Annotated in this window: 29 protein-coding genes; 11 read left to right on the forward strand and 18 right to left on the reverse strand. The window is 68.6% G+C overall.

Features of this window, described 5'->3' with window-relative positions; genetic code table 11:
* The first annotated feature begins 80 nt into the window (after positions 1-80).
* Together AC07U4_RS10195 and tldD are read left to right on the forward strand one after the other, a co-directional pair.
* Positions 81-314, forward strand: coding sequence for a zinc-finger domain-containing protein (locus AC07U4_RS10195; protein ID WP_038664196.1), 234 nt, complete (start codon positions 81-83; stop codon positions 312-314).
* Positions 315-332: 18 nt separating this feature from the next.
* A complete protein-coding gene (gene tldD, locus AC07U4_RS10200) occupies positions 333-1760 on the forward strand; it encodes a metalloprotease TldD (protein ID WP_495195347.1) in 1428 nt (475 codons plus the stop codon).
* Between the two features lie 9 nt (positions 1761-1769).
* Here the strand turns inward: tldD and AC07U4_RS10205 are convergent, their stop codons facing one another.
* Positions 1770-1928: a CcdB family protein gene (locus AC07U4_RS10205; protein ID WP_495195348.1), complete on the reverse strand. Its 159-nt coding sequence runs from the start codon at positions 1926-1928 to the stop codon at positions 1770-1772.
* Between the two features lie 137 nt (positions 1929-2065).
* On the reverse strand, positions 2066-2302 hold the full coding sequence (locus tag AC07U4_RS10210) for a type II toxin-antitoxin system CcdA family antitoxin (protein ID WP_495195349.1): 237 nt from the start codon (positions 2300-2302) through the stop codon (positions 2066-2068).
* Positions 2303-2375: 73 nt separating this feature from the next.
* On the opposite strand from AC07U4_RS10210, the gene AC07U4_RS10215 reads away from it, so the two are divergent.
* From AC07U4_RS10215 to AC07U4_RS10225, 3 genes are all read left to right on the forward strand, one after another.
* Positions 2376-2582 carry a putative signal transducing protein gene (locus tag AC07U4_RS10215; RefSeq protein WP_038664189.1) on the forward strand — a complete coding sequence of 69 codons (207 nt, stop codon included), beginning with the start codon at positions 2376-2378 and terminating at the stop codon, positions 2580-2582.
* A 132-nt stretch (positions 2583-2714) separates the two neighbouring features.
* Positions 2715-3053 carry a P-II family nitrogen regulator gene (locus AC07U4_RS10220; RefSeq protein WP_137898404.1) on the forward strand — a complete coding sequence of 113 codons (339 nt, stop codon included), beginning with the start codon at positions 2715-2717 and terminating at the stop codon, positions 3051-3053.
* 13 nt (positions 3054-3066) lie between these two features.
* Positions 3067-4425, forward strand: coding sequence for an ammonium transporter (locus AC07U4_RS10225; protein ID WP_495195350.1), 1359 nt, complete (start codon positions 3067-3069; stop codon positions 4423-4425).
* 356 nt (positions 4426-4781) lie between these two features.
* Here AC07U4_RS10225 and ribH read toward each other — a convergent pair whose 3' ends face one another.
* The 7 genes from ribH to gltX form a co-directional block, all read right to left on the reverse strand.
* The gene (gene ribH / locus AC07U4_RS10230; protein ID WP_495195351.1) at positions 4782-5201 is read right to left on the reverse strand and encodes a 6,7-dimethyl-8-ribityllumazine synthase; all 420 of its coding nucleotides are present in this window, start codon (positions 5199-5201) and stop codon (positions 4782-4784) included.
* Position 5202: 1 nt separating this feature from the next.
* A complete protein-coding gene (ribB, locus tag AC07U4_RS10235; protein ID WP_137898407.1) occupies positions 5203-6342 on the reverse strand; it encodes a 3,4-dihydroxy-2-butanone-4-phosphate synthase in 1140 nt (379 codons plus the stop codon).
* A complete protein-coding gene (locus tag AC07U4_RS10240) occupies positions 6332-6937 on the reverse strand; it encodes a riboflavin synthase (RefSeq protein ID WP_495195352.1) in 606 nt (201 codons plus the stop codon). The genes ribB and AC07U4_RS10240 overlap by 11 nt, the downstream gene beginning before the upstream one ends.
* Positions 6922-7953, reverse strand: coding sequence for a bifunctional diaminohydroxyphosphoribosylaminopyrimidine deaminase/5-amino-6-(5-phosphoribosylamino)uracil reductase RibD (gene ribD, locus AC07U4_RS10245; protein WP_495195852.1), 1032 nt, complete (start codon positions 7951-7953; stop codon positions 6922-6924). Before ribD ends, AC07U4_RS10240 begins: the two co-directional genes overlap by 16 nt.
* A 23-nt stretch (positions 7954-7976) precedes the next feature.
* Positions 7977-8324, reverse strand: coding sequence for a hypothetical protein (locus tag AC07U4_RS10250; protein ID WP_038664169.1), 348 nt, complete (start codon positions 8322-8324; stop codon positions 7977-7979).
* A gap of 75 nt (positions 8325-8399) precedes the next feature.
* Positions 8400-9074, reverse strand: a complete 675-nt coding sequence (locus AC07U4_RS10255; RefSeq protein WP_495195353.1) for an energy transducer TonB — start codon at positions 9072-9074, stop codon at positions 8400-8402.
* A 143-nt stretch (positions 9075-9217) separates the two neighbouring features.
* Positions 9218-10546, reverse strand: coding sequence for a glutamate--tRNA ligase (gene gltX, locus AC07U4_RS10260; protein ID WP_495195354.1), 1329 nt, complete (start codon positions 10544-10546; stop codon positions 9218-9220).
* 117 nt (positions 10547-10663) lie between these two features.
* Here gltX and AC07U4_RS10265 point away from each other — a divergent pair, with 117 nt between their 5' ends.
* Positions 10664-11599: a ribose-phosphate pyrophosphokinase gene (locus AC07U4_RS10265; RefSeq protein WP_137898411.1), complete on the forward strand. Its 936-nt coding sequence runs from the start codon at positions 10664-10666 to the stop codon at positions 11597-11599.
* A 71-nt stretch (positions 11600-11670) separates the two neighbouring features.
* On the opposite strand, the gene AC07U4_RS10270 is transcribed toward AC07U4_RS10265, so the two are convergent.
* Positions 11671-12006 carry a PilZ domain-containing protein gene (locus AC07U4_RS10270; RefSeq protein ID WP_137898412.1) on the reverse strand — a complete coding sequence of 112 codons (336 nt, stop codon included), beginning with the start codon at positions 12004-12006 and terminating at the stop codon, positions 11671-11673.
* 24 nt (positions 12007-12030) lie between these two features.
* A complete protein-coding gene (locus tag AC07U4_RS10275) occupies positions 12031-12549 on the reverse strand; it encodes a sterol desaturase family protein (RefSeq protein ID WP_137898413.1) in 519 nt (172 codons plus the stop codon).
* 131 nt (positions 12550-12680) lie between these two features.
* Between AC07U4_RS10275 and sucC the strand changes: the two genes are divergently transcribed.
* From sucC to AC07U4_RS10290, 3 genes are all read left to right on the forward strand, one after another.
* Positions 12681-13880 (forward strand): ADP-forming succinate--CoA ligase subunit beta, encoded by a 1200-nt coding sequence (sucC, locus tag AC07U4_RS10280; protein WP_495195355.1) that lies wholly within the window; start codon positions 12681-12683, stop codon positions 13878-13880.
* Between the two features lie 212 nt (positions 13881-14092).
* Entirely contained in the window at positions 14093-14839 is a 747-nt protein-coding gene (locus AC07U4_RS10285) for an electron transfer flavoprotein subunit beta/FixA family protein (RefSeq protein WP_495195356.1), read from the forward strand.
* Positions 14836-15765: an electron transfer flavoprotein subunit alpha/FixB family protein gene (locus tag AC07U4_RS10290; protein WP_495179508.1), complete on the forward strand. Its 930-nt coding sequence runs from the start codon at positions 14836-14838 to the stop codon at positions 15763-15765. The genes AC07U4_RS10285 and AC07U4_RS10290 overlap by 4 nt, the downstream gene beginning before the upstream one ends.
* A gap of 157 nt (positions 15766-15922) precedes the next feature.
* Here AC07U4_RS10290 and AC07U4_RS10295 read toward each other — a convergent pair whose 3' ends face one another.
* From AC07U4_RS10295 to AC07U4_RS10325, 7 genes are all read right to left on the reverse strand, one after another.
* Entirely contained in the window at positions 15923-16159 is a 237-nt protein-coding gene (locus AC07U4_RS10295) for a hypothetical protein (protein ID WP_038664143.1), read from the reverse strand.
* Complete coding sequence (locus AC07U4_RS10300; RefSeq protein ID WP_495195357.1) at positions 16156-16935, reverse strand: gamma-glutamyl-gamma-aminobutyrate hydrolase family protein; 780 nt, start codon at positions 16933-16935, stop codon at positions 16156-16158. The genes AC07U4_RS10295 and AC07U4_RS10300 overlap by 4 nt, the downstream gene beginning before the upstream one ends.
* Positions 16935-17903, reverse strand: a complete 969-nt coding sequence (gene epsC / locus AC07U4_RS10305) for a serine O-acetyltransferase EpsC (RefSeq protein WP_495179506.1) — start codon at positions 17901-17903, stop codon at positions 16935-16937. Before epsC ends, AC07U4_RS10300 begins: the two co-directional genes overlap by 1 nt.
* A 133-nt stretch (positions 17904-18036) precedes the next feature.
* Positions 18037-19266 (reverse strand): MFS transporter, encoded by a 1230-nt coding sequence (locus AC07U4_RS10310; RefSeq protein WP_495195358.1) that lies wholly within the window; start codon positions 19264-19266, stop codon positions 18037-18039.
* Entirely contained in the window at positions 19253-20461 is a 1209-nt protein-coding gene (locus AC07U4_RS10315) for an MFS transporter (protein WP_495195359.1), read from the reverse strand. Before AC07U4_RS10315 ends, AC07U4_RS10310 begins: the two co-directional genes overlap by 14 nt.
* 152 nt (positions 20462-20613) lie before the next feature.
* A complete protein-coding gene (locus AC07U4_RS10320; protein ID WP_495195360.1) occupies positions 20614-22194 on the reverse strand; it encodes a lysine--tRNA ligase in 1581 nt (526 codons plus the stop codon).
* 57 nt (positions 22195-22251) lie between these two features.
* The gene (locus tag AC07U4_RS10325; protein ID WP_038664126.1) at positions 22252-22560 is read right to left on the reverse strand and encodes a hypothetical protein; all 309 of its coding nucleotides are present in this window, start codon (positions 22558-22560) and stop codon (positions 22252-22254) included.
* A 96-nt stretch (positions 22561-22656) separates the two neighbouring features.
* Between AC07U4_RS10325 and AC07U4_RS10330 the strand changes: the two genes are divergently transcribed.
* Both AC07U4_RS10330 and AC07U4_RS10335 read left to right on the forward strand, forming a co-directional pair.
* Positions 22657-25386 carry an ATP-dependent DNA helicase gene (locus AC07U4_RS10330; RefSeq protein WP_495195853.1) on the forward strand — a complete coding sequence of 910 codons (2730 nt, stop codon included), beginning with the start codon at positions 22657-22659 and terminating at the stop codon, positions 25384-25386.
* On the forward strand, positions 25383-25922 hold the full coding sequence (locus tag AC07U4_RS10335; protein WP_495195361.1) for a SixA phosphatase family protein: 540 nt from the start codon (positions 25383-25385) through the stop codon (positions 25920-25922). Before AC07U4_RS10330 ends, AC07U4_RS10335 begins: the two co-directional genes overlap by 4 nt.
* Positions 25923-26075: the final 153 nt, after the last annotated feature.

Consider the following 26075-nt stretch of genomic DNA (forward strand, 5'->3'; position numbering starts at 1 on the left):
CATTCCTCCCCGGCACGGCGGTCCCCCTCCCCGCGTCGGGAGGATTGAAGCGGCTCGCGCGTCTTGCTATCCGCCTCCGCATGATCCCGCCGCCCGAAACCATCCGCGTCTCGCAACGCCGTGTCGCCTGTGACGGCGCTACCGATATTCCGGGTGGCGCCGCGCTCGGCCATCCGCGCGTCTTCCTGCAGATCGACGACGAGGGCTATGTCGATTGCGGCTATTGCGACCGGCGCTTCGTGCTGATCGGCGGACCCGCCGACGGCGCCGACCAGTCGAAATTGCCCGATCATCCGGATGGCGCCAGCGTTTAACGCCCCTATATCGGGGGCATGACTGTAGCCGCCGATCCCCGCTCGTTCCTCTACCGCGACGCTCTGTCGCCCGACGCCGCGCTCCGCCTCACCGCGGATGCGCTGGGCCGCGCCGATGATGGCGAACTGTTCCTGCAATATCGCAAGGCCGAGGCGTTCGGCTTCGACGACGGCCGGCTGAAGACGGCAAGCTACGACACCAACGCCGGTTTCGGCCTGCGCGCGGTGTCGGGCGAAATGACCGCCTTCGCGCACGCCAACGAACTGTCGGAGGCAGCGATCCGCCGCGCCGGCGAGACGATGGCGCTGATCGATCCGACGACGAGCGCCAAGGCGCCGCCACCGCAGGGCAACAATCGCCACCTCTATACTGACGCCGATCCGCTCGACCTGGTGCCGTTCGCCGACAAGGTGAACCTGTGCCAGACGATCGACGCCGCGGCGCGGGCGCGCGATCCGCGCGTCGCGCAGGTCTCGGTCGGCCTGTCCGGCACATGGAGCGTGGTCGAGATCGTCCGCCCCGACGGCTTCGTCGCCACCGACGTGCGACCGCTCGTGCGGCTCAACATCCAGATCGTCGTCGAACAGAACGGCCGCCGCGAGACCGGCACGTTCGGCATCGGCGGGCGCTATCTGTACGACCGGCTGTTCGACGCAACGGTATGGAACCGCGGCATCGACGAGGCGCTGGCGCATGCGCTGGTCAATCTCGACTCGGTCGCGGCGCCGGCGGGTGAGATGACCGTGCTGCTTGGGCCGGGCTGGCCGGGGATCGTGCTGCACGAGGCGATCGGCCATGGCCTCGAGGGCGACTTCAATCGCAAGGGCACCAGCGCCTTCTCGGGACGGATCGGCGAGCGCGTCGCGGCGCCGGGCGTCACCGTGGTCGACGACGGCTCGCTTCCCGACCGACGCGGCTCGCTGTCGATCGACGACGAGGGCACGCCGACGTCGGAGACGGTGCTGATCGAGGACGGCATCCTCAAGGGCTATATGCAAGACCGGCTCAACGCGCGGCTGATGGGTGTCGCGCCGACCGGCAACGGCCGCCGCGAGAGCTTCGCGCATGCGCCGATGCCGCGGATGACCAACACCTTCATGAAGGGCGGCACCGACGATCCCGCCGAGCTGCTGAGCCGCGTCAAGCGCGGTATCTTCGCCAAGAGCTTCGGCGGCGGGCAGGTCGATATCGTCTCGGGCAAGTTCGTGTTCTCGTGCACCGAGGCGTATCTGATCGAGAACGGCCGGATCGGCGCGCCGATCAAGGGCGCGACGCTGATCGGCGACGGCCCGACGGTGCTGACGAAGGTCGCCGGGATCGGCAACGACTTCGCGCTGGACGAAGGGATCGGCGTCTGCGGCAAGGGCGGGCAGAGCGTGCCGGCCGGCGTGGGCCAGCCAACGCTGCTGGTCGACGGATTGACGGTGGGCGGCACTGCGACCTGATCGTCCGTTTCAATAGCCGCTGAGTACCATATCGAGAGCGCCTTTGATGACATAGTCGTGGTCGCCGAGCGATGCTTTTACCCGACCGAGCGAACGGGATGGTACGGCGGACATCAGTTGTGGCGCGAGCAATAGTCTTTGGCCGTCAATCTGGAACATCGGGTGCATACGCGAGCGCCCGACGGGTAATTCATCCTCGGGAGGAGTGGTGCGACAAGGGTCGTTGGATAGCCAGACAGCAGATCCGATTGCAGGTTGATGACCATCGTTCCGTCCGGGAGGATACGGACGTCAAACTGCGCCATTCACCAGCAGCGATATCTCTCGAGCGGCAGACCGTTCTTTTCTATCCAGCGGTTCCACCCCTCAATCGCTTCGCGATTCCCCTCTTTCCACCGACGATCGAGCTCGCGCTTCAGAGCAGCGCGCATGACTTCGAGATCGGCGTCGTGAGCGACGTCGAAGCGCTTTGCCTCGGCACGGACTTCTGATTCGGTCATCTGGCGCGTGCTTTTCGACGGCAGGTCGAGTGTGCTTGCCATGGCCGAATGATATGTCTGATGGTGATGCGGGTCAACGCACGCCCGCGCTGATGCGAACGATGCAAGGAAGCCGATGAGCCTCGTCGAACTGGGTCGCTACGATCGCAACCTCGCCAATATCATCGTCGGGCGGCTCGACTCCGAGGGGATCGATGCGATCGCCTTCGACGGCGGGGCGAGCATCGCCGACGGCAGCTATCTGCTGATCCCGGTACGGGTGATGGTCGATGACGAAGATGTCGATGCCGCCAAAGCGATCGTCGATGCTGCCCAATTTTAAGGCAGTCTTTCGCATCTGCACAATTATCTAACGGGCAAACCCCACGACGCGTCACAAAGCGCGCCTATATCTCCCTTTCAGCGATTGGCACGATGATTGCGACGTGCCCCTCGGACAATCGAGGGGGCAGGGATGAAGCTGGTCATTGCGATCATCAAGCCGTTCAAACTCGACGAGGTGAGGGAAGCGCTCACCACGTTGGGGGTGGCGGGGATGACGGTTACCGAGGTCAAGGGGTTCGGCCGTCAGAAGGGCCAGACCGAAATCTACCGCGGCGCCGAATACAGCACCAACATGGTGCCCAAGATCAAGATCGAGGTGGTCTGTCCGGGCGATCTCGCCGACCGCGTCGTCGAGGCGGTGCAGGCCTCGGCGAACACTGGCGCGATCGGCGACGGCAAGATCTTCGTGCTCGATGTCGGTCAAGCGGTGCGGATCCGCACCGGCGAAACCGACGATTCGGCGCTCTGAGGGGGGTAACAGGATGAAGCACGGATTGAAGATCGCCGGCACCGCGGGGCTTGCCGCCCTCGCGTTCGCCGCGCTGCCCGCCTGGGCGCAGGACGCCGCCTTGCAGGCGCCCGCCGCCGCACCGGCCGCGACGGTGAACAAGGGCGACACCGCCTGGATGATGACCTCGACGGTCCTCGTCATGATGATGATCCTGCCCGGCCTCGCGCTGTTCTACGGCGGTCTCACCCGCTCGAAGAACATGCTGTCGACGATGACGCAGATCGGCGCGGTCGCCTGCCTGGCGATGCTGCTGTGGGTGATGTACGGCTACAGCCTCGCCTTCGGCCCCGACGTCACCGGCGGCCTGTCGAACGTCATCGGCAGCCTCGACAAGGCGTTCCTGAAGGGCGTCACCGCCTCGTCGCAGGCGGCGACCTTCACCGCCGGCGTCGAGATCCCCGAATATGTCTTCATCTGCTTCCAGATGACCTTCGCGGCGATCACCGTCGCGCTGGTGCTGGGATCGGTGGTCGAGCGGATGAAGTTCAGCGCGGTGATGGTATTCGCCGCGGTGTGGCTCACGATCGTCTATTTCCCGATCGCGCACATGGTCTGGGCGTCGTCGGGCGTGTTCTTCAAGGCAGGCGCGCTGGATTTCGCCGGCGGCACCGTCGTTCACATCAACGCCGGCGTCTCGGCGCTGGTCGCCTCGATCATGCTCGGCAAGCGGATGGGCTATCCCACCACGCCGATGCCGCCGCATTCGCTGACGCTGACCGGGGTCGGCACCGGCCTGCTGTGGGTCGGCTGGTTCGGGTTCAACGCCGGTTCGGCGCTGGAGGCGAACGGCTCGGCGGGGCTGGCGATGCTCAACACCTTCGTCGCCACCGCTTCGGGCGGGCTGTTCTGGATGCTGGTCGAGCGGGCGCGCGGTCACAAGGGGTCGGCGCTGGGCTTCTGCTCGGGCATCATCGCCGGGCTGGTCGCCGTCACGCCGGCGGCGGGCAATTCGGGGCCGTTCGGCGCGATCGTGCTCGGCGCCGTCGCCTCGGTGGTCTGCTTCTTCGCGGTCTCGGTGCTCAAGCCCAAACTCGGCTATGACGACGCGCTCGACGCCTTCGGCGTGCACGGCGTCGGCGGCATGATCGGCGCAATCGGCACCGGCATCGTCTATGCGCCGTCGCTCGGCGGGCCGGGTGCGGCAGATTATGCAATGGGCGCCAAGCTGCTCGTCCAGATCGAGGCGGTGGTCACCACCGTCGTCTGGGCGTCGATCGGCACCGTCATCGCGATCCTCGTCGCCAAGGCGATCACCGGCCTGCGTGTCGCTCCCGAAGTCGAGCAGGAAGGCCTCGACCTCGGCGAGCACGGCGAGCGCGCCTATAATTGATCCTATCGGGGGCGGGGGCACGAGACCTCCGCCCCCCACGATGTTCCTCCTGCGGACGACCTTGACCCGGTACGGCAACGTACCGGGTCTTTTTTGATTCGCGCGAAGACGCGAAGACGCGAAGGGGATGTGGGTGGCGCAGGCGTCAGCCTGCTCTTCTCATGACGGCGGATCGGGGCATGGCGTCGCCGCGAGGGCGACATCTTTGCGTCTTCGCGCCTTCGCGTGGATCAATGTTCGCGCGAAGGCTCAGAAGACATCTGGGCGGGGTAAGCGGTGCGGGATTTTGCCGGGGACGTGGCCGCCCTAACGGGCGAAACCCCTCTGCGTCTCCGCGCGCCAAAGCCCTTAAGCGATTACCCCAGCCGCTCGCGCAGCGCGAGCATCGCCAGCGCCGCCTGTGCCGCGCCGGCACCCTTGTTGAGCTGCGCCGGGTCGGCGCGGGCGATCGCCTGCGCCTCGTTTTCGGTGGTCAGGATGCCGTTGCCGATCGCCAGACCATCGAGCGTCAGCGCCATGATGCCGCGCGCGCTTTCGTTCGAGACGATCTCGAAATGATAGGTCTCGCCGCGGATCACGACGCCCAGCGCGACGAACGCGTCATACCGGTCGGTATCCGCCGCCAGCGCGATCGCGCCCGGTACCTCTAACGCGCCCGGCACGGTCACCGTCTCGTGGCTATGGCCCGCCGCCTCGATCGCCGCGCGGGCGCCGGCGAGCAGCATGTCGTTGAGATGGTCGTAGAAGCGCGCTTCGACGATGAGGATATGCGCCATGTCAGTCGTCCGTCTCGATTGCCCGTTCGCCGACGATCGACAGGCCATAGCCGTCGAGCCCGACCAACGTGTGGTGGGTGTTGGTGAGCAGCACCATTTCCTCGACGCCGAGCTCGGTCAGGATCATCGCGCCGACGCCATAGTCGCGCAATTCCTCCATGTCGGCCGCCGGCAGCGTCCCGGCCTTGGCCTGGAGCGCGACGGTGAACTGGTCGGCGCGCGGACGGTTGATGACGACGATCACGCCGGCGCCCTCCTCCGCGATGATCTCCATCGACCGGCGCAGCAGCCCCTCGCGCGCGCCATTCTCGCCGAAGATGTCGGCGAAGGGCGACAGCGCGTGCATCCGCACCAGGGTCGGCTTCGCCGGATCGACCTTACCCTTGACCAGCGCGATCTGCTCGGTGCCGGTCGCCTTGTTCCAGAAGGTGAGCGCGGTCCATTCGCCGCCCCATTCGCTGGTGAAGCGCGCCTCGGCCCGCTTCTCGACGAGATGGTCGTAGCGGCGGCGATAGGCGATGAGGTCGCGGATCGTGCCGATCTTGAGATTGTGGAACTGCGCGAAGGTGACGAGGTCGTCGAGCCGGGCCATCGTCCCGTCCTCGTTCATGATCTCGCAGATCACGCCCGAGGGGTTGAGCCCGGCGAGCCGCGACACGTCGACCGCCGCCTCGGTATGGCCGGTGCGCACCAGCACGCCGCCGTCGCGCGCGACCAGCGGGAAGACGTGGCCGGGGGTGACGATCTCGTCGCGCGCCTTCGACGAATCGATCGCCACCGCGATGGTGCGCGCCCGGTCGGCGGCGGAGATGCCGGTGGTGACGCCATCGCGCGCCTCGATCGAGGTGGTGAAGGCGGTTTCGTAGCGCGTGCCGTTGTTGCGGCTCATCAGCGTCAGGCCGAGCTCGTCGACACGCTTCTTGGTCAGCGCGAGGCAGATCAGGCCGCGGCCGTGCTTGGCCATGAAGTTGATCTTCTCGGGCGTCGCCATCTGCGCGGGGACGACGAGATCGCCCTCGTTCTCGCGATCCTCGTCATCGACGAGGATGAACATCCGGCCGTTGCGCGCCTCGTCGATGATCTCCTCGGGCGAGGACAGGAAGGCGTGACGCAGACGCCCCAACTCGGGTTTAGCGGCCACGATAATGCTCCATGCGTTGCAGATAGCGGGCGAGCACGTCGATCTCGATATTGACCGCCTGCCCCTCGGCGAGGCCGCCGAGCGTGGTGACCGCCTGCGTATGGGGGATGAGGTTGACCCAGAAGCGGGTCGTCGCGCCGTCGTCCTCGACGCCGTTGACGGTCAGCGAGACGCCGTCGATCGTGATCGAGCCCTTGGGGGCGATGAACGGTGCGACCTCCTGAAGGACGCGGAACCCGATCCGTTTCGAATCGCCGTCCGGCGCGATCGCGACGATCTCGGACACGCCGTCGATATGGCCGGTGACGATATGGCCGCCGAGTTCGTCGCCGAGTTTCATCGCGCGTTCGAGATTGAGGCGACGGCCTTGCGTCCATTGTCCCTGCGCGGTGCGCGATATCGTCTCGCCCGAGACATCGACCGCGAACCAGCCCGGCCCCTTGTCGATGACAGTCAGGCAGACGCCCGAACAGGCGATCGACGCGCCGAGGTCGATCGTCTCGGTATCATAAGCGGTGGCGATGCGGACGCGCGTGTCGCCGCGGACCTCGACCGTCTCGATGGTGCCGATATCGCTGACTATGCCGGTGAACATGGGGTGCGCTCGTAGACCTCGAGACGGTCGGTGCCAAGGTCGCGCGCATCGTGCAACCGCCAGCGACCATGGGTGGTGCCAAGATCGGCTATGCCGAGGTCGCCGAGCGCCGCCTTGCCCGCGCCGATCAGGATCGGCGCGCGGTAGAGCAGGAGGCGATCGACCAGATCGGCGCGGAGAAAGGCGGCGGCGGTCGCCGCGCCGCCCTCGACGAGGATATGGTCGGCGGGGAGGGTGGCGATGGCGACAGGCGAGTCGATCGATACCGTCTCGCGCTCACCCTCGGCCTTCGGCGCTGCGCGCCTTTTCCCTCTCCCATTGGGAGAGGGAGGGAGCGCCGCAGGCGCGGAAGGGTGAGGGCGAGACGACAGGATGACCCGCAACGGGCTGCGCTCTTCCAGCCCCGGCAGCCGCACGTCGAGGCTCGGCACGTCCGTTTCCCACGTGCCGCGCCCGACGAGGATCGCCTCGTGTCGGCTGCGTTCGAGATGCGCGTGGGCGCGCGCCTCGGCGCCGGTGATCCAGCGGCTGCTGCCGTCGGGCAATGCGATGCGGCCGTCGAGCGAAGTGGCGAGCTTGAGCGTCACGAACGGCCGGGCGAGGCGCCGGCGTGTCAGAAAGCCGGCCATGCTGCGCGCGGCGTCCTCGGCGCGTACTCCGGTCGTGACGGCGATCCCGGCGTCGCGCAGCCGCGCGATGCCCGCGCCGTCGGTGCGCGGATCGGGATCGCCGAGCGCCACGACCACCCGCGCAACGCCCGCGTCGACGAGCAGGTCGGCGCAGGCGGGGCCGCGCGGCGAGACATGCGCACAGGGTTCGAGCGTCACATAGGCGGTGGCGCCACGCGCAGCCGCGCCAGCGGCGGCAAGCGCCATCGCCTCGGCATGCGGCCGGCCGCCGGGCTGCGTCCAGCCCCGGCCAACGACGCGATCGTCCGCGACGAGGATGCAGCCGACGTTGGGATTGGGCGCGGTACGGCCGCGCGTCCGTTCGGCGAGCGCGAGCGCCGCGCCCATCCAGCGCGCGTCGTCGCCGCTACTTACAGGCCCCACTTGGACATCGCGTCGTCGACCGTCTTGAACTGGCTGCGCAATTTCTCCTCGCGCGCCTTTTGCGCGGCGATGCGCTGATCCTGCTCGACCTTGTCGATCTCCTGCTGCGCCTTGATCTGCGCATCGGTGCGATTGGCGGCGTAATTCTTGAAGTAGATGATGTTGGGCTGATACGGTTCGGGCGGGATGTCGTTGCGCATGAAGGCGTAGACGAAGAAGCCGGTCACCGCCATCGCCGCCACCAGAAAGCCGAGATCGCGCGGCTCGCGCTGCGACAGGAAGAAACGCAGGTCGCGAAAGGCGTGGAGCGGCGAGAAGCGGCGGAAGAACTGCATGGCGGCAAGATAGGTGACGGGGGGCGGCGAGGCCAGCCCCCCGGGGGGACGCGACGGGTGGGACGACCGTGCGTCTCAGTCCGCATCCTCCATGCGGAAGGTCAGCGTCATCGTCCGCCACGCCTCGACCGGCACGCTGCCGCGGGTGGCGGGTTTGAAGCGCCAGGCGCGGGTGGCGCGCTCCATCGTCGCCTGCCAGAAGGCGTCGCTGGTCGCGGTGAGCCGCTCGATCTGCTTCACCCGGCCGTCGGTGCCGATCAGCACGCGCACCGTGACGCGGCCGTCGCGGTTGGCGCGGCGCTCGACGGCGGGATAGACCGGCTGGAAGGCGTCGGCATAGCGCGGGTCGATCTGCGGCCCGACCAGCGGCGGCAATGGCGGGGCGACCGGCTCGGCGGCGGCCGGGCCGGGGTCGGTGCCGATCGTCGGACCGGCGGGCGGGGTCGGGTCGACGGCGTTGGTCGTGAAGTCCGAGGTCGACGGGATTGCGATCGGCGGGATCGGCGCGACGATCTGCTCGGTCGGATGGTTGGCGACCCGCTCCTGCGGCCGGGGCTGCGGCACCGGCCGTTCGGGCGGCGGCGGGTCGAGCGGGATGTTGCGGGTTTCGAGCACGTGCTCGGGAGCGCCCGGCAGGATCTTCGGACCGGCGAACATCAGCGCGGCGACCAGCGCGGCGTTGATCGCGATCGCGGCGGTGAGGCCGCCGGGGTTGAAACGGGTCGGCTGGGCGTAGCGGTCGGCGTACATCGTCCGTCTCCTTGAAGGGTGCGACTCGATCGATTCTCCTGCAGTACATGGATGGTACGTTGTATCGTTACGACGTCAAGTGTCGGTGCACGGGGCGCACGGAGCGTCATCCTTCTCGATGGGGTGGGCGCCCGAACGGCGGGTTAGGCGGACAGTCGCGCCAGCGTGCGGTCGCGGCCGATCAGCGGCAGCAGCGCCGCCATGTCCGGGCCGTGATCGCGGCCAGTCAGCGCCTGCCGCAGCGGCAGGAACAATGCCTTGCCCTTGCGGCCGGTCGTGTCCTTGAGCGCGGCGGTGAGCGCGTGCCACGGGTCGCCCGCCCAGTCGATCGCCTCCGCGGCGGCGGCGGCCTGCGCCAGATAGGCCCGCGTCTCGTCGTCGAACGCGGGGGCGGCGATCGGCCCCTCGATCACCTGCCACCAGTCCGCCGCCTCGGCGACGCGCGTCAGATTGGGGCGTACCGCATCCCATTCCGCCGCGCCCATGCCGGCGGGCAGGCGATCGGCGACGGTATCGAACGGCAATTGATGGACGATGCGCGCATTGACCTGCGCCAGTTCCGCTTCGTCGAACCGCGCCGGCGCCCGGCCGAAGCGCGCGAAGTCGAAGGCGGCGATCAGCGGCGCGGGATCGGCGAGCGGTTCGACCGGATCGCTGGTGCCGATCCGCGCGAGCAAGGCGATCACCGCCTGCGGCTCGATCCCCGCCTCGCGGAAATGGTCGACGCCGAGCGAGCCCAGCCGCTTCGACAATTTGCCCTCCGCGCCGGTCAGCAGCGCCTCGTGCGCGAAGCGCGGCGGTGTCACCCCCATCGCGTCGAACATCTGCAATTGCAGCGCGGTGTTGGAGACATGGTCCTCGCCGCGGACGACATGCGTGATGCCGAGATCGGCGTCGTCGATCGCCGAGGGCAGCATATACAGCCACGAACCGTCGGCGCGGCGGATCACCGGATCGCTCATCGTCTTCGGATCGAAGCTCTGCGGGCCACGGATCAGATCGTCCCAGGCGATCGGCGCGTCATGGTCGAGCTTGAAGCGCCAGTGCGGGCGGATGCCGTCGGCTTCGAGCGCTGCGCGCGCCGCTGCGTCCAACGCGAGCGCGGCGCGGTCGTAGACCGGCGGCAGGCCGCGGCCGAGCAGGATCTTGCGCTTGAGGTCGAGTTCCTGCGCAGTCTCATAGGCGGGGTAAATTCGCCCCGCCGCGACCAGCGCGTCGAACCGCTGCTGGTAGAGCGCGAATCGCTCCGACTGGCGCACCTCGGTGTCGGGCGTCAGGCCCAGCCAGCCGAGATCGGCGCGGATCGCCGCGACGAATCGCTCTTCCGACCGTTCGGCATCGGTATCGTCGATGCGCAGCACGAAACGCCCGCCCTGACCCCCCGCGAACATCCAATTGTGCAGCGCAGCCCGGATGTTGCCGACGTGCAGCATGCCGGTGGGCGAGGGGGCGAAGCGGGTGGTGACGGTCATGGGTGGGGCCTAGTCAGTCGGCCGCGCGGCGACAAGCGCATCGCCTCCGCGTCTCGATGCTTTCGATTTTGTGACGGTGGCTCTAAGGCGCGGGGCGATACGGGCGGGAGCTGACCAATGAAATTGATGACCGGCAATTCGAACCTTCCGCTCGCGCGGGCGGTGGCGGCCTATCTCGAGATCCCGCTGACCGATGCGCTGGTCCGCCGCTTCGCCGACGAGGAGATCTTCGTCGAGATCCAGGAGAACGTGCGCGGCGAGGACGTCTTCGTGCTCCAGTCGACCGGCTTCCCTGCCAACGACAACCTCATGGAAATGCTCATCATGATCGACGCGCTCAAGCGCGCGTCGGCGCGACGGATCACCGCGGTGATCCCCTATATGGGCTATGCCCGGCAGGATCGGAAGCCGGGCCCGCGCACGCCGATCTCGGCCAAGCTGGTCGCCAATCTGATTACCGTCGCCGGGGCCGACCGCGTGCTGTCGGTCGACCTGCATGCCGGTCAGATCCAGGGCTTTTTCGATATCCCGACCGACAATCTCTATGCCGCGCCGGTGATGAGCGCGGATATCAACGCGCGCTTCAAGGGCAAGAACCTGATGGTCGTCTCGCCCGACGTCGGCGGCGTGGTGCGCGCGCGCCAGCTCGCCAAGCGACTCGACAATGCGCCGCTGGCGATCGTCGACAAGCGGCGCGAACGCGCCGGCGAATCGGAGGTGATGAACATCATCGGCGACGTCGAGGGGCGCTTCTGCATCCTGATCGACGATATCGTCGATTCGGCCGGGACGCTGTGCAACGCCGCGGCGGCGCTGCGCGAGGCGGGGGCGGAGGATGTCGTCGCCTATGTCACGCACGGCGTGCTGTCGGGCGGCGCGGTGGCGCGGGTCGAGGGCTCTGCGCTGCGCGAGCTGGTGATCACCGATTCGATCGGCAATCACGAATCGATCGGCAAGGCCGCCAAGATCCGCCACCTGCCGATCGCGCCGCTGCTCGGCGAGGCGATCAAGCGAATCGCCGACGAGACCAGCGTGTCGTCGCTCTTCGACTGACGGCCGCCGCGCGGTTTCGTTTGTGCCAAGGCAGCACGGGGTAAGCGACAGCCCCCGTCGCTGCGTGCCGCTCAGCGTTGCGAGAGCGCAACGATATGGTCGAACACCGCCGGATGCAGCGGCTTGGCGAAGGCGCAGCCGTATTTGAACTTGTCGCGCCACGCGACCACCGCCTCCAGCCCCGCAAGACCCGGCAGCGTCAGCCACACGACCGTTCCCGGCCATAAGGTGAAGCTCGTCTCGGCGCGGAAGCCCGAGAGCGACAGATCGGTCACCTCGATCTCGAATCGCGTCTGGCCGCGGTCGCGCAGATGCGCCCGCATCTTGACCGACTTGCGCAGCGCCTGACGGGCTTCCTCACCCGGCTCGGCCGGATCATAGGGTGGCGTGAAAGTCGGCTGTTCCATGACCCGGACACTGGCAGCGATTGGTTACTTTTCTGCCAACGTCTGCTCCGCGGCCGGTGCGCGCACCCCCTGGCGACCACGCCGTTTGAGTTCGGCCTTGAGGTCTTCGGGCCGCGGCGCGACGAGGAAGCCGAAGCTGACGTTGCCCTCGCGCGTCTCGACGACGTGATGCAGCCGGTGCGCCTGGACGATGCGCCGCATGTACGCCGATCTCGGCAGATAGCGCGTCGGAATCCGCTGGTGGACGATGATGTCGTGGAAACCGAAATAGATCGCGCCGTAGGCAGCGATCCCCGCGCCGATCCAGACGAATCCCGGCCACCAGCCCCATTGCAGCCCGCCGAGCAGCAGGACGAACGACGGCACCGCGAAGATCGCGGCATAGAGGTCGTTGAGCTCCCATACGCCTGTCCGCTTGCGGTGATGGCTCGCGTGCAGGAACCAGCCCGGGCCGTGCATCACCCAGCGGTGCGCGGCATAAGCGAACGCCTCCATGCCGATCACGGTGACGAGGAAGAGGGGGATGCCGTGGAGCCAGGGCATAAGCGTTCCGTCTAATGCGATGCGATTGCAATAACGATCGAACGTGGTTGTCGATCCGGGGTGGATTCGGCGCGCCGCCTGTGCAAAAGGCCGCACCAATCTCCTCTTCATAGCATAACGCGAGGCAGGCCATGAACATCCACGAATATCAAGCCAAGGAACTGCTCGCCAAGTTCGGCGTCCCCGTTCCCGCCGGTTTCGCCGCGCTCAGCGTCGAAGAGGCCGTCGCAGCCACCGAGAAGCTTCCCGGACCGCTCTACGTCGTCAAGGCGCAGATCCACGCCGGCGGCCGCGGCAAGGGCAAGTTCAAGGAACTCGGCCCGGACGCCAAGGGCGGCGTCCGCCTCGCCAAGACCGCCGACGAGGTTCGCGCCGCGGCGACCGACATGCTCGGCAACACGCTGGTGACGATCCAGACCGGCGACGCCGGCAAGCAGGTCAACCGTCTGTACGTGACCGACGGCGTCGACATCGCCAAGGAATTCTACCTCGCGCTGCTCGTCAACCGCGCGACCGGCCGCGTCTCGATGGTCGCCTCGACCGAGGGCGGCATGGACATCGAAACCGTCGCCCACGACACGCCCGAGAAGATCCACAGCATCGACATCGACGCCGCGACCGGCTTCATGCCGCATCACGGCCGCGCCGTCGCCGCCGCGCTCGAGCTGACCGGCGACCTCGCCAAGCAGGCCGCCAACGTCGCATCGAAGCTGTACGACGCCTTCCTGGGCACCGACGCCGAGCAGATCGAGATCAACCCGCTCGCCGTCACCGACGATGGCAAGCTGATGGTGCTCGACGCCAAGGTCGGCTTCGACGGCAACGCGATGTTCCGTCACAAGGACCTGATGGAGCTGCGCGACACCACCGAAGAGGATGCGATGGAGCTGGAGGCGTCGAAGTACGACCTCGCCTACATCAAGCTCGACGGCGATATCGGCTGCATGGTCAACGGCGCCGGCCTCGCGATGGCGACGATGGACATCATCAAGCTCAACGGCATGTTCCCGGCCAACTTCCTCGACGTCGGCGGCGGCGCCAACAAGGAGAAGGTCACTGCGGCGTTCAAGATCATCCTCGCCGATCCGGCGGTGAAGGGCATCCTGGTCAACATCTTCGGCGGCATCATGAAGTGCGACATCATCGCCGAGGGCATCGTCGCCGCGGCGAAGGAAGTAAATCTGTCGGTGCCGCTCGTCGTCCGCCTCGAAGGCACCAACGTGCAGGCCGGCAAGGACATCCTCGCCAATTCGGGCCTCGCGATCGTGCCGGCAAACGACCTGGGCGATGCGGCGAAGAAGATCGTCGCCGAGGTGCAGAAGGCGGCGTGATCCGTCGCGCTTCCCCGCGCGGGGAAGAAGATGCGTAAAAATCTTCGGGCCCGGGCATGATGTCCGGGCCCGATTCGTTTGGCATAGGAAGACTGCCGCTACGGCAAGCGGCATTTCCCGTACCGGACTTGCGAAAGCCGCGGAAAATAGCCATCTCACCCGCCGATGCGACGCCGGAAACGGGTGTCGAGGGCGCAATCGGAAGGAAGCTGATGAAGGTGCTGGTGCCGGTCAAGCGTGTGCTTGACTACAACGTGAAGCCTCGCGTGAAGGCGGACGGGACGGGCGTCGATCTGGCGAACGTCAAGATGAGTATGAATCCGTTCGACGAGATCGCGGTGGAAGAAGCCATCCGCCTGAAAGACAAGGGCGTCACCGAGATCGTCGTCGTCTCGATCGGCGAGCCCAAGGCGCAGGAGACGCTGCGCACCGCGCTGGCGATGGGCGCCGACCGGGCGATCCTCGTCACCAGCGACACCAAGGTCGAGCCGCTCGGCGTCGCCAAGATCCTCGCCAAGATCGTCGAGGAGGAGCAGCCGCAACTGGTCATCCTCGGCAAGCAGGCGATCGACGACGACAACAACCAGACCGGCCAGATGCTCGCCGGCCTGCTCGGCTGGGGCCAGGGGACGTTCGCGTCGAAGGTCGAGCTGGGCGACGGCACCGTCACGGTGACGCGCGAGGTCGACGGCGGGCTCGAGACCGATTCGTTCCCGCTGCCGGCGATCGTCACCACCGACCTGCGCCTCAACGAGCCGCGCTATGCGTCGCTGCCCAACATCATGAAGGCCAAGTCGAAGCCGCTCGCGCAGAAGACCGCCGCCGATTACGGCGTCGACGTCACGCCGCGATTGACGACGCTCAAGGTCGTCGAACCGGGCAAGCGCCAGGCGGGCGTCAAGGTCGCCGATGTCGACGAACTCGTCACCAAGCTGCATGCGATGGGGATTGCCAAGTGAAGACGCTCGTCTGGGTCGAACACGACGGCAGTGCCGTCAAGGATGCCACGCTCGCCGCGGTGACCGCCGCGTCGCAGCTCGGCGAGGTCCATCTGCTGGTCGCCGGCCAAGGCGTCGACAGCGTCGCGCAGGCGGCGGCGAAGATTGCCGGCGTCGGCAAGGTGCACGTCGCCGACGACGTCGCCTACGCGCATGCGCTGGCCGAGAATATCGCGCCGCTCGTCGTCGAGCTGATGGGGCATCACGACGCCTTCGTCGCGCCGTCGACCACCACCGGCAAGAACGTCGCGCCGCGCGTCGCCGCGCTGCTCGACGTGATGCAGATCAGCGACATCCTGTCGGTCGAGAGCGAAGACACGTTCACGCGGCCGATCTACGCCGGCAATGCGATCGCGACGGTCCAGTCGTCGGACGCCAAGAAGGTGATCACCGTTCGCGGCACCGCCTTCGAAAAGGCGGCGACCGAGGGCGGATCGGGCGAGATCGAGGCGGTGGCGTCGCAGGGCGACACCGGCGTGTCGCGCTTCGTCAACGCCGAGATCGCGCAGAACGCGCGGCCCGAGCTGACCAGCGCCAAGATCATCGTCTCGGGTGGCCGGGCGCTGCAGAATGGCGAGAACTTCCATTCGATCATCGAGCCGCTCGCCGACAAGCTCGGCGCCGGCGTCGGTGCGAGCCGCGCCGCGGTTGATGCGGGCTATGTCCCCAACGACTATCAGGTCGGCCAGACCGGCAAGATCGTCGCCCCGGAAGTCTATATCGCGGTCGGCATTTCGGGCGCGATCCAGCATCTCGCGGGGATGAAGGATTCGAAGGTCATCGTCGCGATCAACAAGGACGAGGATGCGCCGATCTTCCAGGTCGCGGACATCGGCCTGGTCGGCGACCTGTTCAAGGTCGTGCCGGAGCTGACCGAGAAGCTGTGAGGCCAAGGCGGCGGGCAGCGAAGCCTGCTCGCCGCTGCGATGCGCCCGCCCGTGACACGGAGCGGCGTCGCACGCAAAAAAGCGGCCCGACACCAGCAATGTCGAGCCGCAGTCTACGCCTAGGGAGCTGACCTGGCGTGTTCGTCGAACCGAAAGCTTAGAGTGCGTTGCCCGCGGCCGGCGCGAGCGCGTTGTCGGCGGCCGCGTCATTGGCGAGCGTGATGTCGTTACCGGTGGCGAAGTCGCCGCTGTTGCTCAAGCCGGCGTCGCCTTCCTCGTTGAGGGTCAGCGTGTCGGTGGCGGCGGCATTGTTGCCGGCGTCGGTCTTGGGGCCGCAGGCGGCGAGGCTCAGGGCAGCGAGCGCAAGCGCCGGAGCCAGGATCGTGATCTTCATTCAGTCCTCCGTGTTGAAACTGGGTCGGTGCCGCCGCGCAGGCCGGCGCCGATCAGGGAAAAGAAGGCGCGGCTCGCAGGCGAGTTCGCCGTATCCCATTCGGGATGCCATTGGACGCCGAGCACGTCGGCCCCGCACGGCCGCGCCGACACGGCTTCGATCAGCCCGTCGTCCGCCGCGATCGCCTCCACCGTCAGGCCGCTGCCGAGACGGTCGGTGCCTTGCTGGTGGACCGAATTGACCCGCACCCGCTGCACGCCGGTGGCGTCGGCCAACCGGCCGCGCGCGCACAGTTCGACGTCGTGGCCGTGGTGGAACAGCGAATCGTAATCGCCCGACCAGGCGCCGCGATGATGGCGGCCGGCGTCGGCGGCGGCGCACAGGCTGCCGCCGAACAGGACGTTGATCTCCTGCAGGCCGCGGCAGATGCCGAACACGGGTTTGCCCGCCTCGATCATCCCGCCGGCGAGCGCCAGCGCGACCTCGTCGCGATCCTCGTCGACGATCTGGTCGTCGGGCAGCGGCCGCGCGCCATAGCGCCACGGCGCGACGTGCGAGCGCGATCCGGTCAGCAGCAGCCCGTCGAGCACCGCGGTGAGCGTCGCGACATCGGTGGCGTCGGGCAGGGCGGGGACGAGCAGCACCGTCGCACCGGCGAGGCGGGTAAGCGGCGCGACGAAGCGGCTGGCGACGGCCTGCACCGGACGCTCCGCCATCTCGTTGCAGCAGAGCACGCCGATGACCGGGCGTCGTTCTGGATCGACGCGGCGTCCCATCACACCACCGCCGCGACGAGCGTGTCGCGCAACGCATGGCCGGCGGAGGGCGCGAGCAACTTCGCTTCGGGCTGCACCACCACGCCGCCGGGCGGCACGTCGTCGAGCAGCCAGACGTTGCCGCCGATCGTCGCGCCCGCGCCGATCGTCACCCGGCCGAGGATCGTCGCCCCCGCATAGATGACGACGTCGTCGCCGACGATCGGATGGCGGGCATAACGTTCGCGCGGACCGCGCCGCGCGGCGCCGAGCGGACTGCGCGCACCGAGCGTGACATGCTGGTAGAGGCGCACGCCGGTGCCGACGATCGCGGTTTCGCCGATGACGACGCCGGTGCCGTGATCGATGAAGAAGCGTTCGCCGATCCGCGCGCCCGGATGGATGTCGATCCCGGTGCGTTCGTTGGCGAGTTCGGAGATCAGCCGCGCGACGATCGGCGCGCCGAGGTCGTACAATTGATGCGCGATGCGATGGTGCAGGCTGGCGATCGCGCCGGGATAGCAGACGAGGATCTCGTCGGTGCTGCCCGCGGCGGGGTCGCCGAGGAAGGCAGCCTCGACATCGCTGTCGATCAGCCGGCGGATGTCGCCGAGCGTGTCGGCGAACAGGCGGACGATCGTCGCGGCCTGGTCGGGATCGAAGGCGGTGCGCGCCTCCGCCTGCCAATAGCCGAGCTCATGGCCGATCTCGCGCTCCAGCTCGGTGAAGGCGCTGCCGAGCTTGGCGGCGACGAACCGGTCCTCGTCCGCCGGTGCGATCTGCTGCAGGCCGAGACGGCGGGGATAGAGCGCCTCGGCGAGGAGCAGGACGATCCGCTCGATCGCGCCGCGCGAGGGGAAGGCGGCGGCGGCGCGGGCCGGGGTCTGCCGCGTGCGCCAATCGGCGCGGGCGGCGCGCAACGCATCGACCGCCTCGCCGAGCGTGGCGCCGGGGGTGCGCGACGGCAGCGGGGCGGCAGCGGCCGTCACCGGCGCACCCTGCGCGGTCGATCGGCGGAATACAGCGTCGTCATCGTCCGATACCTCCAGCGTGGAAGATATCCCATCGGCTTAGTGGGAATAGGAAGAAAAGCTATCCCGTCGCCAAGAACGACTCATCGGTTCACGGCTCGACCGCGGCAGGCTGGCGTATTTCGGGGTCGGGCAGCGGCGGGATGCGCGCCAGCACGACGCCGAGCAGCAGCGCGAGGCCGCCGAGCGCGAGGCAGAAGAGCGCGACGCCCGGCCAGCCGGCGTGCGTCCAGGCGAAGCCGCCGGCCGAGCCAAGCACGCTTGATCCGAGGTAGTAAAAGAACAGGTAGAAAGCGGCACCCTGGCCGCGATTGGCCCGCGCGCGGCGGCCGACCCAGGCGCTCGCGATCGAATGCGCGCCGAAGAAGCCGATCGTGACCAAAGCGATGCCGAGGATGACGAGGACCAGTGCGCGCGCCTCGGTCGCGGCGACGCCGGCGATCAGCAGCACGATCGGCAACCAGAAGACGCGCCGCCGCCCGACGGTGCCTGCGAACGATCCGAACAGCGCCGAACTCGCCGACCCGAGGATATAGAGGAGGAAGACGCCGCCGACCGCCGCCTGGCTGAGCCCGTAGGGCGGGGCGAGCAGGCGGAAGCCGGCGTAATTGTAGATGGTGACGAAGACGCCCATCAGCAGAAACGCCTCGGCATAGAGCAGCGGCAATGCGCGGTCGCGGAACAGCGCCGCGGCACCGGCGAGCGGACTGCCGCCGGCACCGGCGACGAAGCCGCGCGACGGCGGCGCGAGGCGGCGGAACGCCTCGGCCATGACGAGGCCGGCGAGGCCGACGCTGCCTAGCGCCCAGCGCCAGTCGGCGACATCGGCGACGAGGCTGGCGACGAGGCGCCCGCCCATGCAGCCGATAGCGCTGCCGCCGATGTAGAGGCCCATCGCCGCACCGACCGAGGCGACGTCGACCTCTTCGGCGACATAGGCCATCGCCACCGCGGGCACGCCGGCGAGCGCAACGCCGGTGAGCAGCCGCAGCGCGAGCAACGTCGTCCAGCCCGGCACCAGCGCGGCGGCGAGGGTCAGCGCGCCGGCGGCGAACATCGCGGCGACCATCAACGGCCGCCGTCCGACGCGATCGGAGAGGATGCCCGCGAACAGGATGCCGATCGCCAGCGGCCCGGTAGCGAGCGACACCGCCAGCGACGCCGCTTCGGCGCTGAGATGATAATCGGCGGCGAACAGCGGCAGCAGCGGCTGCACCGAATAGAGCAGCGAGAAGGTCGAGAAGCCGGCGAACAGCATGGCGAGGGTCAGCCGCCGGTAGGCGGGCGTCCCCTTCGCCAGCCGCGGGTCACTGGCGGGCATGACGCCGCCCGATCGCGAACGCCGGCAGGCCGCGCTCGACGATCAGCGCAATTCCCCAGATCGCCAGGCCGCCGAGCGCCAGCCCGCACCCGACGATGCCGGTCGAGGTCCAGCCGAAGCCGGCGGCGATGGCGAGGCCGCCGAGCCATGGTCCGATCGCATTGGCGGTGTTGAACGCTGAATGGTTGAGCGCGGCGGCGAGCGACTGGGCGTCGCCGGCGACGTCCATCAGCCGCGTCTGCAGGACCGCGCCGAGCGCGCCGCCGAGGCCGATCGCGAAGACGTCGAGTGTCATCGTCCAGACGTTGCCGGCGGCGAGCGGGTAGAGCAACAGCGCCGCCGCCGACCAGAGCAGCAGCACGCCCGCGGTCGGCATCAGCGCGCGGTCGGCGAAGCGCGGCACGACGAGGTTGCCGAGCGTCATGCCGGTGCCGAACACGGCGAGCATCAGCGGCACGCTGCGGGGCGTGAGGCCGGTGACCTCGACCAATGTCGCGGCGAGATAGGTGTAGACCGCGAACATGCCGCCGAAGCCGATCGCACCGATGCCGAGCGTCAGCCACACCTGCGGGCGGCGCAGCGCGGTGAGTTCGTGCAACGGGCTGGCATCGCGATCGGGCGCGTCGACCGGCGCGAGCAACGCGACGAGGCCGGCGGTGGTCAGCGCGAGCAGCGCGACGAGCCCGAACACCCAGCGCCAGCTGGCGATCTGGCCGAGCAACGTGGCGAAGGGCACGCCGACGATCGTCGCGACGGTGAGGCCGAGCATCACCCTTCCGACCGCCTGCGTCCGCCGGTCGGCAGGCACCAGCGACGCGGCGACGAGCGAGGCGATGCCGAAATAGGCGCCGTGCGGCAGGCCGGCGAGGAAGCGGAAGACGAGCATCCAGCCATAGCTCGGCGCGAGGGCGGACAGGCAATTACCGATCGCGAACAAGGCCATCAGCCCGATCAGCAGCGTGCGTCGCGACATCTTCGCTGAGAGCACCGCGATCGTCGGCGCGCCGACGACGACGCCGAGCGCATAGGCGCTGATGACGTGACCGACGGTCGGCGCATCGATGCCGAGCCCGCGCGCGAGATCGGGTTCAAGGCTCATCGCCGCGAATTCGGTCGTACCGATCGCGAAGCCGCCGACGGCGAGCGCGAGATGGACGAGGCCCGGATGGGCCTCGGCGGTGTGGCGTAGGGTCATGTGGATCTTTTAGCCGCCGTTGCTGCGTTGCAGCAAATCAACGGCCGGCGGGCGGGGGTGGTTCCGTGAGGAAATCCTCCCTCGCTTTAGCGGGAGTGCAAGGCTGGATTGCCGGGGGCCGCTCAACCCGGCCCTGTTGGCAGGGGGAGGAATTAAGAGGCCTTCGCCAATGCCTCGGCGATCAGCGTGCGGCTGTTGGCGATGCCGTACAGCGCGATGAAGCTGCCCATCCGCGGACCCTGTTCAGACCCCAGCAGCGTTTCGTAGAGCGCCTTGAACCAGTCGCGCAAAGTGTCGAAGCCGGCGGTCTTGCCGATCTCATAGACGACGTTCTGGATATCCTCCGCGCTCGCCTCGGCGGGCAAGGCGGCGAGATCGGCGTCGAGCCGGCGCAGCGCCGCGACCTCGACGCCCTCCGGCGCACGGCGCTTGAGCGTCGGCGCGACGAAATCGCGGGCATAGGCCAGCGCATAGCCGATCAGCCGGTCGAGTTCGGGATCGCGCTCCGGCGTCGCGTCGGGGACGTAGTTGCGCAGATAGCCCCAGACCTGCTCCTTGCTCGCCTCGCCCATCACGCCGACGAGGTTGAGCAGCAGGCCGAAGGTGACCGGCAGCGTCGCGGTCGGCACCTTGCCGTCGTGGATATGATGCACCGGATTGCCGAGCCGCTGCGCGATCTCCTGCGTCGGGTAATTGCCGCGGAACTGCCAATAATCGTCGACCGCGCGCGGGATGACGCCGAAATGCAGCGCCTTGGCCTTCTTGGGCTCGCGATAGGCGAAGAAGGCGAGGCTCTCCTCGGGGCCATAGGTCAGCCACTGGTCGAGGCTGAGGCCGTTGCCCTTCGACTTGGAGATCTTCTCGCCCTTTTCGTCGAGGAACATCTCGTAGTTGAACCCCTCGGGCGGACGGCCGCCGAGCACGCGTGCGATCTTGGAGCTTTGCGTCACCGAATCGATCAGGTCCTTGCCCGCCATCTCGTAATCGACGCCGAGCGCGACCCAGCGCATCGCCCAGTCGACCTTCCATTGCAGCTTCGCAAGACCGCCGAGCGCCGACTGGACGACGCGCTCGCCGCTCTCGTCGGTGAAGGCGATCGTGCCAGCCTCGGCATCGACCACCTCGACCGGCACCTGCAGCACGATGCCGGTGATCGGGCTGACCGGCAGCACCGGCGAATAGGTCTCGCGGCGCTCGGCGCGCAGCGTCGGCAGCATGACGTCGAGGATGCCCCGATAGTGGCGCAGCACGCCCTTGATGGCATCGTCGAAGCGGCCGCCCTCGTAATAGTCGGTGGACGAGGCGAAGTCGTAGTCGAAGCCGAAGCGGTCGAGGAACTGGCGCAGCATCGCATTGTTGTGCGCGGCGAAGCTGTCGAACTTGCCGAACGGATCGGGGATGCGCGTCAGCGGCTTGCCGAGATGTTCGCGCAGCATGTCGCCGTTGGGGACGTTGTCGGGCACCTTGCGCAGGCCGTCCATATCGTCGCTGAACGCGATCAGCCGCGTCGGCTGGTCGGAGAGCGCGTGGAAGGCGTTGCGCACCATCGTCGTGCGCAACACTTCGTTGAACGTGCCGATATGCGGCAGGCCCGAGGGGCCATAGCCGGTCTCGAACAGGATCGGACTGCCATCCGCCTTGCCGTCGGAATAGCGCTTGAGGAGCTTGCGCGCCTCCTCATAGGGCCAGGCCTTGGAGTCGAGGGCGGCGGATCGCAGGTCGATATCGGTCATGGTGCGCGCGGGACTAAGCACCCCGCGCGCTCACGGCAACTCTCTTGACAACGGGACTTAGCGGCAGCGGTCTTTCGCGGTGATCGTGCGGTCGATCGCGCGGCCGGCAAACGCGCCACCGACGGCGCCGCCGACGGTGCCGAGCGCACCATGACCGAGCACCGAATTGCCGAGCAAGGCGCCGCCGACGCCGCCCGCGACGAGGCCGGTGGTGCCGCTCGAATGGCGGCAGCGCTTGACGTGACGATAGCCGCGCTCGTGCGAATTGCGGTAATGATGGCGCGCCTCAGCCTTGCTGACCGGCAGAGCGATGCTGGCAGGGAGGGCGAGCGAGACGGCGCCGAGCGCGAACAGCAGAGTACGCATGAAGACTGATCCTTATCAGGCGGATGACCCGTGCCGAACGTGCGATGCGCCGCCGAGTTGCACTGCCGTCCGGTTGCCATTCTGTTCCGGCGGGCTATGGCGGCACGGGTGATCCCCTATCCCGCCCTTCACGCCAGCCATGGCGGCATCTGGATCGCCACCGCGGAGGGAACGCGGCCGATCGGGCGCGGCGAGGCGATCCGCATCGCCGCCGACACGCCGGTGATCCTGCTCAACGCGCCGTTGGTGGGGCAGCGGCTCGGCTATCCCGAATTGTCGGGGCTCGACCTGCTCGAGTTGTTCGCCTTCCTCTATCCGGCGCGGTTCGCGGTGCCGACGCCCAGGGGGCTGGCGCGCGCGGTCGATCTGTCGCCGCCCGACACCGACGAGGGCGTCGCCGCCTTCCTGCGCGAGGCGGCGGCGGCGTTGCTCGCAGTGACGCAAGGCGGCTGGCCCGAGCGCGAGGGCGCGTGGACCGCGGCACAGTCGCTGACCCGGCTGCGCTGGCCATGGGGACCCGCGCTCGCCCCGCTGCTCGCCAAGCCGCAGGTCAACGAGCGCTGGCTGTTCGCGACCCTGCCCGAATGGGAGGAACAGGCGCCGCGGCCAGCACCGCTGACCGTCGCGATCCCCCCCGCCGACGCCGAGGCGCGGCTCGCCGACCTCACCGGTCATGGCGCCGAGGAGCGGCTCGGCCAGCGCGCCTTCGCCGCGGCGGCGACCGATGCCTTCGCCCCGCGCGCGATGCGCGACGCGCCCAATCTGGTGCTCGCCGAGGCGGGGACGGGGATCGGCAAGACCTTGGGCTATCTCGCGCCGGCTTCGCTGTGGGCGGAGCGGGCCGGCGGCGCGGTGTGGATCAGCACCTATACCAAGGCGCTGCAACGGCAATTGTCGAAGGAGACCGAGCGGCTGTTCCCCGATCCGGCATTGCGCCGCCAGAAGGTGGTGACGCGCAAGGGCCGCGAGAATTATCTGTGCCTCCTCAATCTGGAGGATGCGCTGCAGGGCGGCTTCGCCGGCCGCGCCGCGATCCTCGCGCAACTGGTGGCGCGCTGGGCGGCGTATAGCGCCGACGGCGACATGGTCGGCGGCGACCTGCCCGGCTGGCTGCCGACGCTGTTCCGGCGCAACGGCCCGACCGCGCTGACCGACCGGCGCGGCGAATGCGTCTATGCCGGCTGCCCGCATTACCGCAAATGCTTCATCGAGCGCGCCGCGCGCGCCTCGGCGGAGGCCGACGTGGTGATCGCCAACCATGCGCTGGTTATGGTCAATGCGGCGCGCGGTCGCGAGACGACGACGCGGCCGACGCGCTACGTCTTCGACGAGGGCCATCATCTGTTCGAGGCGGCGGATTCGATGTTCGCCACCGCGCTGACCGGACAGGAGACGATCGAGCTGCGGCGCTGGATCCTAGGGCCGGAGAGCGGCGGGCGCGGCCGGCGACGCGGGCTGCAGGCGCGGCTGTCTGACGTCGCCAGCTACGACGAACAGGGCGGGATCGCGATCCAGGACGCGATCGAGGCGTCGCGGCATCTCGCCAGCGACGGCTGGCTGGGGCGGATCAACGAAGGCGCGCCGTTCGGGCCGATCGAGCATCTGCTCGCCGCGGTGCGCGGCCTGACCTATGCGCGCGCCGAACAGCCGGGCGACGCCGGGTACGGCCTGGAAACCGAGCTGGCCGAGCCGACCCCCGAGCTGATCGAGGCGGCGGCACCCGCCGCGGCGGCGCTCGATGCGCTGGTGCGGCCGCTGGTGACGCTGGGGCGGCGGCTGGAGGCGGTGCTCGCCGAGGCGCCCGACTGGATGGATGCGCCGGCGCGCGCGCGCGTCGAGGGGGCGATCGCCTCGATCGGCTGGCGTGCCGAGACGGTGGCGGCGTGGCTGTCGCTGCTCGCCCGCGTCGGCGGCCCGGTCGATCCGGCGCACGTCGACTGGCTCGCGGTCGACCGGATCGAGGGGCGCGAATATGACATCGGCCTGCACCGCCACTGGCTCGATCCGACCCGGCCCTTCGCCGAGATCGTGCTGAAGCCCGCACATGGCGCGCTCGTCACCTCGGCGACGCTGACCGGCGGCGGTGACTGGGAAACGGCGGAGGCGCGCGTTGGTGCGCCGCATCTCGCCCGCGCGCCGTCGCGGTTCGAGGCGAAGAGCCCGTTCGACTATCCCGCCAATGCCGAGGTGCTGATCGTCACCGACGTCAAGCGCGGCGACCTGCCCGCGCTCGCCAATGCCTATGCGCGGCTGATCGTCGCCGCCGGCGGGGGCACGCTCGGCCTGTTCACCGCGATCCGGCGGTTGCGCGGCGTGCATGGCCGGATCGCCGACCGGCTGGCGCGCGAGGGGCTGCCGCTGCACGCGCAGCACGTCGATCCGATCGATACCGGCACGCTTGTCGATATCTTCCGCGACGATCCGCACGCCTCGCTGCTCGGCACCGATGCGCTGCGCGACGGCGTCGACGTGCCGGGATCGTCGCTGCGGCTGGTGGTGATGGAGGGTGTGCCCTGGCCCAAGCCGAGCGTGCTGCACGCCGCGCGGCGGCTGGCGGGGGGCGGATCGGCCTATGACGACCGGATCGTGCGGGCGCGGCTGGCGCAGGCGTTCGGGCGGCTGATCCGCCGCGCCGACGATCGCGGCGCGTTCGTGATGCTGTCGTCGGCGATGCCGTCGCGGCTGTTGTCGGCGTTTCCGCCCGGCGTCGGCATCGCGCGGGTGACGCTCGACGAGGCGGTGGCGCGGGTGCAGGCGCGGCTTTCCTTATCGCTCCCCATCGGGCATGAGGCGGCGCTCGCGACACATCACGGAGACGCCGGTTGAAGACGCTGACGCTGCTGCGCCACGCCAAGTCCGGCTGGGACGATCCGGTGAGCCGCGATTTCGACCGCCCGCTCAACGCCAAGGGCAAGCGCGCCGCCGAGACGGTGGGCCGCACGATGCGCAGCCTCGACCTCGCCTTCGATCACGTCGTCGCCTCGCCGGCGGTGCGCGTCGGCGAGACGCTGGATGCGGTGGTGGCGGGCTATGGCCGCGACCTGGCGCCTGCGTGGGAGCGGCGTATCTATCTCGCTTCGGCGGCGACGCTGCTCGACGTGGTGCACGACCTGCCGGCGGAGGCGGAGCGGGTGCTGCTCGTTGGGCACAATCCGGGGCTCGAGGATCTGGTGCTGATGCTGGTACCGGCGGCGCCGGACGGGCTGCGGGCGCTGGTCGAAGAGAAGTATCCGACCGCGACGCTGGCGGAAATGACCTTCGATATCGCCGATTGGTCGGCGGTGGCGGAGGGCGGCGGTGCGTTGCGCCGGTTCGTACGGCCACGCGACCTCGATCCGAGCCTCGGGCCCGACGAGCGCTGATTTTCACGCGAAGGCGCGAAGAAGACCGGTTCACGCGGAGGCGCGGAGAGAAGAAGGGTTTTGCGCGCAGAGGCGCAGAGGCGCCGAGAGGCGTGCCCGTTGCGCCGAAGGCGCTTCATCTTTCCGGCGCAGATCGGCATCGCGACGGAATCG

The organism is Sphingomonas sp. GW821-FHT02B09 (assembly GCF_059421875.1).